The 11,530-nt window shown below is 69.5% G+C and carries 13 protein-coding genes and 1 pseudogene; 5 read left to right on the top strand and 9 right to left on the bottom strand.

All coding sequences use genetic code 11. The features are described 5' to 3' along the window. Positions 1 to 63: 63 nt before the first annotated feature. Positions 64 to 453: a heavy metal-responsive transcriptional regulator gene (locus ACYVKX_RS19935; RefSeq protein WP_460835425.1), complete on the bottom strand. Its 390-nt coding sequence runs from the start codon at positions 451 to 453 to the stop codon at positions 64 to 66. A gap of 105 nt (positions 454 to 558) precedes the next feature. On the opposite strand from ACYVKX_RS19935, the gene merA reads away from it, so the two are divergent. Then, on the top strand, positions 559 to 1,983 hold the full coding sequence (gene merA, locus ACYVKX_RS19930; protein WP_460835424.1) for a mercury(II) reductase: 1,425 nt from the start codon (positions 559 to 561) through the stop codon (positions 1,981 to 1,983). A gap of 57 nt (positions 1,984 to 2,040) precedes the next feature. Next, positions 2,041 to 2,703, top strand: a complete 663-nt coding sequence (gene merB / locus ACYVKX_RS19925; RefSeq protein WP_460835423.1) for an organomercurial lyase MerB — start codon at positions 2,041 to 2,043, stop codon at positions 2,701 to 2,703. A gap of 88 nt (positions 2,704 to 2,791) precedes the next feature. Here merB and ACYVKX_RS19920 read toward each other — a convergent pair whose 3' ends face one another. Then, entirely contained in the window at positions 2,792 to 3,454 is a 663-nt protein-coding gene (locus tag ACYVKX_RS19920; RefSeq protein ID WP_460835422.1) for a hypothetical protein, read from the bottom strand. Further along, positions 3,447 to 3,779, bottom strand: a complete 333-nt coding sequence (locus ACYVKX_RS19915; RefSeq protein WP_460835421.1) for a helix-turn-helix domain-containing protein — start codon at positions 3,777 to 3,779, stop codon at positions 3,447 to 3,449. The genes ACYVKX_RS19920 and ACYVKX_RS19915 overlap by 8 nt, the downstream gene beginning before the upstream one ends. Positions 3,780 to 4,111: 332 nt before the next feature. Between ACYVKX_RS19915 and ACYVKX_RS19910 the strand changes: the two are divergent. Further along, positions 4,112 to 4,471 (top strand): annotated as a pseudogene (locus ACYVKX_RS19910) (transposase family protein); the annotation flags it as partial. On the opposite strand, the gene ACYVKX_RS19905 reads toward ACYVKX_RS19910, so the two are convergent. The 6 genes from ACYVKX_RS19905 to ACYVKX_RS19880 all read right to left on the bottom strand — a co-directional run bounded on the left by ACYVKX_RS19905 (position 4,464) and on the right by ACYVKX_RS19880 (position 8,116). Further along, complete coding sequence (locus tag ACYVKX_RS19905; RefSeq protein ID WP_460835420.1) at positions 4,464 to 4,823, bottom strand: hypothetical protein; 360 nt, start codon at positions 4,821 to 4,823, stop codon at positions 4,464 to 4,466. The pseudogene ACYVKX_RS19910 and the gene ACYVKX_RS19905 sit on opposite strands and share 8 nt — an antisense overlap. Then, positions 4,823 to 5,110 carry a ribbon-helix-helix domain-containing protein gene (locus ACYVKX_RS19900; RefSeq protein WP_460835419.1) on the bottom strand — a complete coding sequence of 96 codons (288 nt, stop codon included), beginning with the start codon at positions 5,108 to 5,110 and terminating at the stop codon, positions 4,823 to 4,825. Before ACYVKX_RS19900 ends, ACYVKX_RS19905 begins: the two co-directional genes overlap by 1 nt. A 61-nt stretch (positions 5,111 to 5,171) precedes the next feature. After that, positions 5,172 to 5,378, bottom strand: a complete 207-nt coding sequence (locus tag ACYVKX_RS19895; protein ID WP_460835418.1) for a hypothetical protein — start codon at positions 5,376 to 5,378, stop codon at positions 5,172 to 5,174. 206 nt (positions 5,379 to 5,584) lie between these two features. Further along, complete coding sequence (locus ACYVKX_RS19890) at positions 5,585 to 6,532, bottom strand: ABC transporter ATP-binding protein (RefSeq protein WP_460835417.1); 948 nt, start codon at positions 6,530 to 6,532, stop codon at positions 5,585 to 5,587. Next, on the bottom strand, positions 6,529 to 7,329 hold the full coding sequence (locus ACYVKX_RS19885) for an ABC transporter permease (RefSeq protein ID WP_460835416.1): 801 nt from the start codon (positions 7,327 to 7,329) through the stop codon (positions 6,529 to 6,531). Before ACYVKX_RS19885 ends, ACYVKX_RS19890 begins: the two co-directional genes overlap by 4 nt. After that, on the bottom strand, positions 7,322 to 8,116 hold the full coding sequence (locus ACYVKX_RS19880) for an ABC transporter permease (protein WP_460835415.1): 795 nt from the start codon (positions 8,114 to 8,116) through the stop codon (positions 7,322 to 7,324). Before ACYVKX_RS19880 ends, ACYVKX_RS19885 begins: the two co-directional genes overlap by 8 nt. A gap of 222 nt (positions 8,117 to 8,338) precedes the next feature. Between ACYVKX_RS19880 and ACYVKX_RS19875 the strand changes: the two genes are divergently transcribed. Further along, a complete protein-coding gene (locus tag ACYVKX_RS19875) occupies positions 8,339 to 11,161 on the top strand; it encodes an aconitate hydratase (protein WP_460835414.1) in 2,823 nt (940 codons plus the stop codon). Between the two features lie 69 nt (positions 11,162 to 11,230). After that, positions 11,231 to 11,530: an MTH1187 family thiamine-binding protein gene (locus ACYVKX_RS19870; RefSeq protein ID WP_460835413.1), complete on the top strand. Its 300-nt coding sequence runs from the start codon at positions 11,231 to 11,233 to the stop codon at positions 11,528 to 11,530.

The raw sequence follows: 11,530 nt of genomic DNA, 5'->3' as shown, positions 1-11,530 counted from the left end.
AGCAGCTCGCCCAGGCCAGTCCGCGGAACCTCACCTGCCAATGGTCCGTTGATCAGCGATTCCCTAGAGGTACCGGCAGACCTGGTCGGGGCTGCAAGTGTCTGGCTCCGGGTCGGATGCGTCATCGCGGAGCGCAGCGATGTTGTCGCGGAGCGCGGTCAGGTGGGTGATCTGCCTCTGGATCTCTGCGAGTCGTTCGTCGAGGAGGTCGCGCACGTGCCCGCAGGGGGCCTTGCCGCGGTCGCGGATGTCGAGGATCTGCCGGATCTGGGCGAGGGTGAGCCCGGCGGCTTGGCCGCGGTGGATGAAGTCGATCCGGGCCGCGGTCTCGGGGGCGTAGTCGCGGTATCCGGCCGGCGTGCGCTCAGCCGGCGGCAGCAGCCCCTGCTCCTCGTAGAACCGCAGTGTCTTCGTTGTCGTGCCCGCCGCCGCGGCGAGCTCCCCGATCCGCAAACCTGACCTCCGCTGTGTTGCAGGTCTCCCTTGACCTTCCCCTGCACTGGAAGGTCCAGTATGGCTTCATTAGAGCCTTTTCCAACGAACCGGGGAGGATTGGAGATGCCGACGACGTATGACCTGGCAGTGATCGGGTCGGGTGGCGCGGCGTTCGCCGCGGCGATCAGAGCGACCGGGCTGGGCAGGTCGGTGGTGATGGTCGAGCGCGGCGCGTTCGGTGGCACCTGCTTGAACACCGGGTGCGTACCGTCGAAGGCGCTGATCGCGGCCGCCGATGCCCTCCATGTCGCCGCGGACGCCTCCACCAGGTTCCCGGGGATCGCGACCGCTGCGTCCGAGGTGGACATGCCGGCGCTGATCGCCGGCAAACAGGACCTGGTCGAGGACCTGCGTGGCGAGAAGTACCTGGACGTCGCCGAGGCCTACGGCTGGCGCGTCGCCCAGGGTGAGGCGGCCTTCGCCGGCACCCCGGACTCCCCATCCCTCCAAGTCACTGCGGCTGACGGGACCGTGGCGGTGATCGAGGCCGACCAGTACCTGGTCGCCACCGGCTCCCGCGCCTGGGTCCCGCCGATCGAGGGCCTGGAGGATGTCGGGTACCTGACCTCCACCACGGCGATGGAGCTGACCGAGGTGCCCGAGTCGCTGCTGGTGCTCGGCGGCGGCTACGTGGCACTGGAGCAGGCTCAGCTGTTCGCCCGTCTCGGTTCGCAGGTGAGCGTGTTGGTGCGTTCGCGGCTGGCGTCGAACGAGGAGCCGGAGGTCTCCCGGGCGCTGCAGGAGGTCTTCGCTGACGAGGGCATCCGGGTTGTCCGCCGTGCGGTCGTTTCCCGGGTCAGCCGTGACGGGGCGACCGGGCAGGTGGTCGCCACCGCAGACGTGTCCGGAGGTGCGCAGGAGTTCCGCGCCGGCCGGGTCCTGGTTGCGCTTGGCCGCCGGCCGGTCACCGACGGCCTCGACCTGGACGCGGTGAGAGTGAAGACCGGCCAGGTCGGAGAGATCTTGGTGACCGACCGGCTGCAGTCCTCCAACCCGCGGATCTGGGCCGCCGGAGATGTGACCGGGCACCCCGAGTTCGTCTACGTCGCGGCCTACCACGGCACGATGGCCGCCGAGAACGCCTTCGCCGCCTCGGATCGGTCGGTGGACTACACCCGGCTGCCGCGGGTGACGTTCACCAGCCCCGCGATCGGGGCGGTCGGGATGACCGAGAAGGAGATCGCCGCCGCCGGGATCCGCTGCGAGTGCCGGGTGCTGCCGCTGACCTACCTGATCCGGGCGCGGGTCAACCGGGACACCCGCGGCTTCATCAAGATGGCCGTCAACGCCGACACCGGCGAGATCCTGGGCCTGACCGCGGTCGCCAGGGATGCCGGCGAGCTGGCCGCCGCCGGCGTACACGTCCTCGGCAAGACCATCACCGAGGTCGCCGACGCGTGGGCGCCCTACCTGACCATGGCCGAGGGCATCCGGCTCGTCGCCAAGTCCTTCACCACCGACGTCTCGAAGCTGTCCTGCTGCGCCTGATCCGCAGTAGGCACCACCCCCAGAGAAGGCCACCGCACAGAAATGGAGGCACCCCACATGTCGAACCTCAGCACCGAGCTGACCGACCGGCTCACAAACACCGAGCAGACCGGCTTGGACGCCGCCTTGCACATCCCGCTGCTGCGGCTGCTCCTCGACGGCGACCCCGTGACCCTCGAGCAGCTCTCCGTGGCATCGGGCGGCACCGTGGAGGACGTGCGCCGTGGCCTGGCGGCCGTGCCGGACACCGAGTATGACGACCAGGGCCGCATCGTCGGTCAGGGACTCACCCTGCGCCCCACGGTGCACCGGTTCACCGTGGCCGGCGAGGAGCTCTATACCTGGTGTGCCCTGGACACACTGATCTACCCCGCACTCCTCGAACGCGCCGCGCGGGTGGAGTCGGTTTCGCCGGTCAGCGGAGTGGCGATCCGGGTCAGCGTCGACCCCGCCGGTGTGACCAGCGTGGAGCCGGCCACCGCGGTGGTGTCCCTGGTCAACCCCGGGCATGAGGCCTCGATCCGCTCGTCGTTCTGCAACCAGGTGCACTACTTCACCTCGCCCGAGGACGCCATGCCCTGGCTAGAGGAGCACCCCGACGCCGAGGTCGTCCCCGTCGCCCAGGCCTACCAGATCGGCGCCGCCATCAGCACCGGGCGTCTCGACCGACTCTCGACCGATCCCGCCGCCACGGGCGACGACCGACACGGCTGCTGCTGATACCGAGCCCTCTTGTCAAACCGTCAGTTCGAGCTCTACGTGAGAAGTGACTACAGGTCGTAATTGAGCTCGAATCGGGGATCAGGAGTCACGATTGACGGTGACGCACGCACAGCCCGAGCCGCAGACCGGCATCGTCGTCGAGGTGGGCTTCGCAGCGCACACAGGCAACACCGCGGAACCGCATGCCAGGCTGGTCGGCGTCTGCGGGCACGGGAGCGCAGTCGTAGAGGTCGGCGAACCGTGTCGTCAGGTGGGGATGACGTCGGCCCAGCATGCGATGCACATCCGCTGGGGTGCGCGGCGGGTTCTTCGCCACCTCCGCAAGCAGGTCCACGCCGCCCCGATACGCGAACTCGCTGAACCGGATGGCCATGAAGTAATCGGGGTTGACCGCGCTCATCTCGTGGTCGGCCATGTCCTCGAAGGCGAAGTCGTCCACATCGGTGGTAATCAGATAGCGAGCTCCGGCGTGGATCGCGTCGGCCATGACCTGGCGATCCTGCACGGAGGCCGTCACCAGACCCTTGGCCCTCCTTGATGAGCGAGACAGTTCCATGCCCAAGACGTCGATGCGCAGCGTTGAGACTCGCATCGAGGTGCCCCGGGTGTGCCGGTCGGCCTCGGCTTCGACATGGCGCGACCAGACGGCCCGCAGCCCGTCGGTGCGGGCGCCGGCGATGACCAGCGTTCGCGTGACAGGGGAGGCGAGGGTGTTCGCGTCCAGGAACAGGACCGCGGACTCATTCACCGAACAGCTCGGCCTCGATGTCGGCGGCGCTGGCCTCGGCCATCCGCCGCATCAGTTCGTGGCTATAGCGCTCGAACTCGGCCAGTGGGATGCGGTGATGGGTGCCGACCTTCGTTGCCAACAGGTCGCCGTCGGCGATCCGGCGCAGCACGGTCGTACGCGACATGCCCAGCCGGTTGGCGACCTCGGCCGGGGACAGCAGCTCCACCCGGGCGGAGACATCGACGACCTCGCCACGCGCCTTGGCCGATTCCAGGAACGCGCGAAGTGTGGCCCAGTCGTCCTCGGACAGGTGCGCCGGGTTGATCGTTATCGACTCGCTCATGGAACAACTCTACCTCGCAGGTGGTCACTTGCAACAGAATAAGTGACCACCACCGCGACGGCCTGTGGGCGTTTGTGGGCGACTGCGCCTGCGCCGCAACTGGGCGCGGTTTGGGCGCACTTTGATTCGCAAAGCCGCTCAATCGCTCGCTGGCACCAACAGCGGTCGAAGCCGACATCGTCGCAGGTCAGCGGGTCGTTTTCAGTCCTCAGTCGCAGTCGCACGCAGAGGAGCGCAATCCCGCGTGGCGTCCCCTGTGTGTTCCCGATGACGCACCACGTCGAGTGCGTCGCCTTGCTGACGAGAACCGGCTCTGACCTGCACTGATGTGACGAGGACGCCGATGGCGGCGTCGTCGTCCAGGTCCGACCGCGGTGAGGGGCGCCGACGGTGGCGAAGCCTGGACCTCGGTGTCATGGAGGTGTTCCTCGAGGCCGACGCGCCTGGGGTGGACTGCCCGGTCCACGGACCGACGGTGCGGCAGGTGCCGTGGGCTCGCCACGGCGTCGGTCACACTTACGGGTTCGACCAGCAGGTCGCCTGGTTGGCCACGCAGTGCTCCAAGAGTGCGATCACCGAGCTGATGCGGATCGCGTGGCGCACCGGCGGGTCGATCATCACGCGGGTCTGGGACGAAACCGCGGCCGGAGTGGACTTCTTCGCCGGTTTGCGACGGATCGGGATCTACTCCCAGTCGGTTGTCGGGTCGAAGTTCAGGGCCGGGTCCTGGGCCTCGTGGAGGAGCCGAGCGACCTGGAGCTGCCCGTCGACCCAGCGGCAGACGAGGAGGTGCCGTGGTTTGCGCACCCGTCCTCCGACGCTGTGCATGACGCTCTGCGACAGGTGCCAACTGAGCACGTCGCCAGGCAGTTCGGTGCGTTTCTTGAATCCAGCAGCGTTCGGATCCTGGGCGGCATGCGCGATTGCCGCTGCAATGAGCGCCGCGTAACGTGCCTCGGCGCCGGCTCCGAAGTTCTCGAAAGACCACTCGAGCGCATGCGCGACGTCGCTCTGCGCCGAGACAGAGATGTGAGGTGTGGGCACTACTGCCCTGGCGTGCCCTGAGACAGTCGCGGGCTCAGCCCGTCGATGAACGAGGGGAGGTCATCGACAGCGACTGCCGTGAACCGGCCGTTGTCCAGATCGTCAAGACCGGTCCGCACGGCATCACGGAATGCCTCGACCTTCGCCTCGCGCGCCCCTCGATCAGCTTCCATCTTCCGAAGTGCGAAGTCGACGACCTCGGCCGCGTCCTTGGCTCCGCCACGCTCGACAACAGCAGCGACGTATTCACGACCGTGCTCGCTGAGCGGGACGTTCCGAGCGGTCATCGGGGCACCTCCTGTCCTGAGTCTACCGCCGAGAAGGTGCCTCGGCAGAGCACAGCACGGCTCAGCCGCTGAACTCGGCCTCGATCTCGGCGGCGCTCGACGCGGCCGTACGCCGCAGCGGCTCGTGGTCGTAACTCTCATTGCGGACGGCGACGAGCTCAGTCTTCGCAATGGTCATCGCGTCGCCCTCGGAGATCTCCTCGCCAGTGCGGAAGGAGTCCAGGGTCTCGGCCAAGCCGCTGTCGTCGGTGTCGTGAGCCCCGGTCATCTGGCACCTCCTGGAGATCGCGCGTCGACTCCCAGACTACCTACGCAGACCTTCTCCCGCCTCCGGCTACAACGCCCACCTCGACATCAAGATCCTCAACGGGCGAGCCCCCATGACAACCACCACAACGCCCTAACTACACGGCCCTGAAGTAGCCCCGCCAACTTGGCGCTACTGCCGGCTCTGAGGGTGCCGAGTCGGCGCTCTCAGCGTCTCGCCGCGTACACGCGCCGGACGATCTCCTCGACCTCCGGCTCCTCGACGGCCAGGTCGACCACCTCGGCCCGGCCGGCGAGCGCGGCGAGCACGCGCGCGGCGGTCGTCGCGTCGGGGTCGAAGGCGAGGCGCTGCCGCAGGCCGTCGCCCTCGCTGCCGAGGTGGCGGGTGTCGGCGATGTCGTCGAGGTCGGGCGTCGGCTCGGCCAGGTCCACCACGAGCACCCGCTCGGCGCCGACGGTGCGGGAGAGCCCGGCCAGGGTGCCGTCGAAGACCTGCGAGCCGCGGTCGACGAGCACGATGCGGTCACAGAGCCGCTCGACGTCGCCCATGTCGTGGGTGGTGAGGAGCAGCGTGGTTCCGTGCAGCCGCCGCTCCTCGATGAGGAACTCCCGCAGCCGCTGCTTCGACAGCACGTCGAGGCCGATGGTCGGCTCGTCGAGGATCACCAGGCGTGGGGAGTGGAGCAGCGCCGCCGCCACCTCGGCGCGCATCCGCTGGCCGAGGGAGAGCTGGCGCACCGGCGTCCCGAGGAACCCGGCGAGCTCGAGCCGCTCGACCAGCTCGTCGGTCCGCTCGCGCTCGGCGGTCGCGCCGAGAGAGTGGATGGCGGCGAGGATCCGCAGGGACTCGCGGACCGGCAGGTCCCACCACAGCTGGGTGCGCTGCCCGAAGACGACGCCGACCTCGCGCGCCAGCCGCCTGCGGTCGGGCACCGGTCGCAGGCCGCACGTCGTCACGGACCCGCGGGTGGGCACGAGGATGCCGGTGAGCATCTTGATCGTGGTCGACTTCCCGGCGCCGTTCGCGCCGATGTAGCCGACCGCCTCGCCCGCCTCGATCCGCAGCGTGAGGTCGTCGACGGCGACGACCGTGCGGCGCCGCATCCCGCCCCGCACCTTGAAGTCGCGGCCGAGGCCGTCCGTCTCGACGATCATCCGCCGCCTCCTTGGTAGTGACGTACGCCGGCGCGCCAGGTCGCCAGCGCCAGCGCCCAGGCCCAGAGCGCGGCGAGCGGGGCGCACCAGCCCAGCCAGCCCGGCATCCAGTCCGGGCCGGGGAGCCCGAGCAGCGTCACGACCGGCAGGTACGCCGTGAACGCCATCGGGAAGAAGAAGCCGAAGACCAGCACGAGCGGCCGGCCCCACACGGACGCGGGCTGCGTGGCGGCGTAGCGCCCGCCGTACACGAACGCGTTGGTCGCCTCGGCTCCGTCGAGGAGGTAGAACTGCGCCCCCGCGGCCCAGACGAACATCGCGGAGAACGTGGCGACGCCGCTGACCAGGGCGAGTGCGAGCAGGGCGACGGCGTCGACCTCCCAGCGCACGTCGTTGACCGCCAGGCCGGCGACCAGCGCCACGAGGCCCACGGCGGCACGGGCCAGCCGGCGCAGCGAGATCTCGCTCGTGATCAGCTGGAGCAGCAGCGGCTGCGGTCGCAGGTAGAACACGTCGAGCGTCCCGGCCCGCAGGTAGGTGGGGAGCGTGTCGCAGTGGCCGAAGGCCAGATCCGCGAGCGAGAACGTGAGGTCGGCCAGGCCGAAGACGAGCAGGATCGCGGCGAAGTCGAGGCCGCCCAGGCGCTCGACGGCACGGAAGAGGACCCACACCTCGGCGAGCTCGACGACGCCGACCAGCAGGGAGCTGGCCAGGTCGAGGAGGAAGTTCGCGCGGTAGCTGCGCTGGGAGCGCAGCCGCGACGCGAGCACCGCGCGGTACGGCGCGAGGTCAACCACCCTGCACCTCCAGGCGCCGGCGGCCGGCGTGCGTGGCCAGCTGGCCGAGGCCGACCGTCAGCGCCAGCCAGAGCACCTGCAGGCCGACCAGGCCGGCCGAGTCCGCTCCGCCCACGCGGCCGGACAAGATGTCGACCGGGTACATCATCATCGACGGGAACGGGGTGGCGGTGGCGAGCGCGTAGAGCCAGTCCGGGAACATCGCGATCGGCACGAACAGGCCGGCCAGGAAGCCCGAGACGACCATGTAGAGGACCGCCACGCCGCGGGTCTCGACCAGCCAGAAGCCGGTGGCGCCGACCAGGAAGACCGTCGTCGCCGACACGACGATGCCGAGGAGCAGGCTGAGCGCGCCGAGCAGGTAGGCCGTGGGGCTCTCCGGAGTCGCCATGCCGACCAGGAGCGCGCCGATGACGACCGACGGCAGGCCGCGGGGGATCAGTGCGAACACCGACCGACCCACCTCGGTCGTCACGCTGGACAGGTGCACGTCGACCGGGCGCAGGAAGTCGACCGCGATGTCGCCCGACCGGATCCGCTCGGCGATCTCGGTACGACCCATGAGGTTGACCGAGCCCAGCATCCCCTGAGAGATCCAGATGTAGGCGCTCATCGTCGCGACGTCGTACCCCGCGAGCTCGCCGCCGGAGGCGCGCACCGCGGCGAAGAGGACCGCGACCTTGAGCAGTCCGAAGGTGGTGTTCGCGAGCAGGCCGCCGAGCGCGGCGAGGCGGTAGGTGGACTGGCGCCGGAACCCCGCGACGAAGAGGCGGAGGTAGGTGCGCACGGTCACAGGAACCTACCCCCGGGGGGAGCACCTCGGCAGGACAGGTGGTGGAAGGACGTCTCGGCGGCATGTATCTTGACGTCAAGAGATATCACGGACCCGGGCCGAGTACCGGAACTAAGGCGAGCCTTCCTTCCCCGGCGCTCGCGCCCGGCGGCAGGATGGGGACGCGACCAGACCCCGGTCCAGACCCCGTGTTGGACAGCGACGACGACTCAGGAGATGACTGCTGTGGCCAGTCAGGACAGCTTCGGTGCCAAGAGCACCCTGGACGTGGACGGCAAGTCCTACGAGATCTTCCGCCTCGACGCCGTGGCGGGCGAGGGGCTCGACGTCGAGAGCCTGCCGTTCAGCCTCAAGGTGCTGCTCGAGAACCTGCTGCGCACCGAGGACGGCGCGGACATCACCGCCGACGACATCAGAGCGCTCGCCGGGTGGGACGCAGACGCGGAGCCGGACAAGGAGATCCAGTTCACGCCGGCGCGCGTGATCATGCAGGACTTCACCGGCGTCCCGTGCGTCGTCGACCTCGCCACCATGCGCGAGGCGATGGCCGACCTCGGCGGTGACCCGTCGCGGATCAACCCGCTCGCGCCCGCCGAGATGGTCATCGACCACTCCGTGATCGCCGACGTCTTCGGTACGCCGGAGGCCTTCGAGCGCAACGTGGCGATCGAGTACGAGCGCAACCGCGAGCGCTACCAGTTCCTCCGCTGGGGCCAGGGCGCCTTCGACGACTTCAAGGTCGTCCCGCCGGGCACCGGCATCGTGCACCAGGTCAACATCGAGCACCTCGCCCGCACGGTCTTCACCCGCGAGAACGAGGACGGCAACACCGTCGCCTACCCCGACACCTGCGTCGGCACCGACTCGCACACCACCATGGTCAACGGCATCGGCGTCGTCGGCTGGGGCGTGGGCGGCATCGAGGCCGAGGCCGCGATGCTCGGCCAGCCGGTGTCGATGCTGATCCCGCGCGTGGTCGGCTTCAAGCTCTCCGGCGACCTGCCCGAGGGCTCGACCGCCACCGACCTGGTGCTCACCATCACCGAGATGCTGCGCAAGCACGGCGTGGTCGGGAAGTTCGTGGAGTTCTACGGCCCCGGCGTCTCCGCGCTGCCGCTGGCCAACCGCGCCACGATCGGCAACATGAGCCCCGAGTTCGGCTCGACCATCGCGGTCTTCCCGATCGACGAGGAGACCGTGAAGTACCTCGAGCTGACCGGCCGCCCGAAGGAGCAGCTCGCGCTCGTCGAGGCCTACGCCAAGGCCCAGGGCCTCTGGCACGACCCCGACGCCGAGCCCCGCTACAGCGAGCGGCTCGAGCTCGACCTCGCGACCGTCGTACCCTCGATCGCCGGCCCGAAGCGCCCGCAGGACCGCGTCGAGCTCGCCGCGGCCAAGGAGGGCTTCCGGGCCGCGCTGAAGGACTACGTCGACACGGCCGGTGACGAGAGCGGGTACGACGAGGCGGTGGCCGAGTCCTTCCCGGCCTCCGACCCGCCGGCCAACGGCCACGGCGAGGCCGCCCCGGTGCACTTCAGCGCCGCGGCGACCGGCGGCGGCCGCGCGAGCGACCCGATCGAGGTCACGCTCGAGGACGGCACCAGGTTCACGCTCGACCACGGCGCGGTCACGATCGCCGCGATCACGTCGTGCACGAACACCTCCAACCCGTCGGTGATGATCGGCGCGGCGCTGCTGGCCAAGAAGGCCGTCGAGAGGGGCCTGACCCGCAAGCCGTGGGTGAAGACGACCCTGGCACCGGGCTCGAAGGTGGTCTCGGACTACTACGAGAGGTCCGGCCTCACGCCGTACCTCGACAAGCTCGGCTTCAACCTGGTCGGCTACGGCTGCACCACCTGCATCGGCAACTCCGGCCCGCTGATCCCCGAGGTGTCGGCGGCCGTCAACGAGAAGGACCTCGCGGTCGTCTCGGTGCTGTCGGGCAACCGCAACTTCGAGGGCCGGATCAACCCGGACGTGAAGATGAACTACCTCGCGTCCCCGCCGCTGGTCGTCGCCTACGCGCTCGCCGGCACCATGGACACCGACCTGTTCGGCGACCCGCTGGGCCAGGACGCGGACGGGAACGACGTGTTCCTCAAGGACATCTGGCCCTCACCGGCCGAGGTCGAGGACACCATCCGGCAGGCGATCACCTCCGACATGTTCGGTGAGAGCTACCGGGACGTGTTCGCCGGCGACGAGCAGTGGCGATCGCTGCCGACCCCCGAGGGCAAGATCTTCGAGTGGGACCAGGAGTCGACGTACGTCCGCAAGCCCCCCTACTTCGACGGCATGCCCGACGAGCCGGAGCCGGTCTCGGACATCGAGGGCGCGCGGGTGCTGCTCAAGCTGGGCGACTCGGTCACGACCGACCACATCAGCCCGGCCGGCGCGATCAAGAAGGACTCGCCGGCGGGGAGGTACCTCGCCGAGCACGGCGTCGAGCAGCGGGACTTCAACTCCTACGGCTCGCGCCGCGGCAACCACGAGGTGATGATCCGCGGCACGTTCGCGAACATCCGGCTGCGCAACCAGCTCGCGCCGGGCACCGAGGGCGGCGTCACCCGCGACTTCACCGCGGGTGCCAGTGGTGAGCAGAGCGTCACCACGGTCTTCGAGGCGTCGGAGAACTACCTCGCCGCCGGCACCCCGCTCGTCGTGCTGGCGGGCAAGGAGTACGGCTCGGGGTCGTCGCGCGACTGGGCGGCCAAGGGCACCGCGCTGCTCGGTGTGAAGGCCGTCATCGCCGAGTCCTACGAGCGCATCCACCGCTCCAACCTGATCGGCATGGGCGTCATCCCGCTGCAGTTCCCGCAGGGGGAGAACGCCGAGTCGCTCGGTCTGACCGGCGAGGAGGAGTTCGCGATCACCGGCATCACGGAGCTCAACGAGGGCCGCACGCCCAGGACCGTCAAGGTGCGGGCCGGTGACGTCGAGTTCGACGCGACCGTCCGGATCGACACCCCCGGCGAGGCGAACTACTACCGCAACGGCGGCATCATGCAGTTCGTCCTCCGGAACCTCCGCCGGGGCTGAGCCAGCGACGCCGAGTCGGCGCAGTCTCAACTGAGACCGCGCCGACTCGGCGTTGGCTACGGTGGCCGCATGATCATCGCGTTCAGCATCTCCCCGACCACCGGTGACGAGACCGGCAGCGTGTCCGAGGCCGTCGCCGCGGCCGTCCGGGTGGTGCGGGAGTCCGGGCTGCCCTATGAGCTGAACGCGATGTTCACCAACGTCGAGGGGGAGTGGGACGAGGTGATGGCGGTCGTGAAGCGGGCCGTCGACGTGGTCGCCGAGGTCTCGCCCCGGGTCGGGCTGGTGCTCAAGGCCGACATCCGCCCCGGCTGGGAGGGCCAGCTGAGCGCCAAGGTCGAGCGGGTCGAGCGGCTGCTCGGCCGCTGA

It is taken from the genome of Nocardioides hungaricus (genome assembly GCF_054782915.1).
Note: the sequence above shows the minus strand (reverse complement) of the source record. Positions and strands in the feature narration are given on the sequence as shown.

What these genes read in the sequence shown, in the direction of transcription:
- merA (WP_460835424.1), top strand. Translation starts at nt 559, where the DNA reads ATGCCGACGACGTATGACCTGGCAGTGATCGGGTCGGGTGGCGCGGCG.
- ACYVKX_RS19915 (WP_460835421.1), bottom strand. Translation starts at nt 3,779, where the DNA reads ATGAGCGAGTCGATAACGATCAACCCGGCGCACCTGTCCGAGGACGAC.
- ACYVKX_RS19875 (WP_460835414.1), top strand. Translation starts at nt 8,339, where the DNA reads ATGACTGCTGTGGCCAGTCAGGACAGCTTCGGTGCCAAGAGCACCCTG.
- ACYVKX_RS19900 (WP_460835419.1), bottom strand. Translation starts at nt 5,110, where the DNA reads ATGACCGCTCGGAACGTCCCGCTCAGCGAGCACGGTCGTGAATACGTC.
- merB (WP_460835423.1), top strand. Translation starts at nt 2,041, where the DNA reads ATGTCGAACCTCAGCACCGAGCTGACCGACCGGCTCACAAACACCGAG.
- ACYVKX_RS19895 (WP_460835418.1), bottom strand. Translation starts at nt 5,378, where the DNA reads ATGACCGGGGCTCACGACACCGACGACAGCGGCTTGGCCGAGACCCTG.
- ACYVKX_RS19890 (WP_460835417.1), bottom strand. Translation starts at nt 6,532, where the DNA reads ATGATCGTCGAGACGGACGGCCTCGGCCGCGACTTCAAGGTGCGGGGC.
- ACYVKX_RS19870 (WP_460835413.1), top strand. Translation starts at nt 11,231, where the DNA reads ATGATCATCGCGTTCAGCATCTCCCCGACCACCGGTGACGAGACCGGC.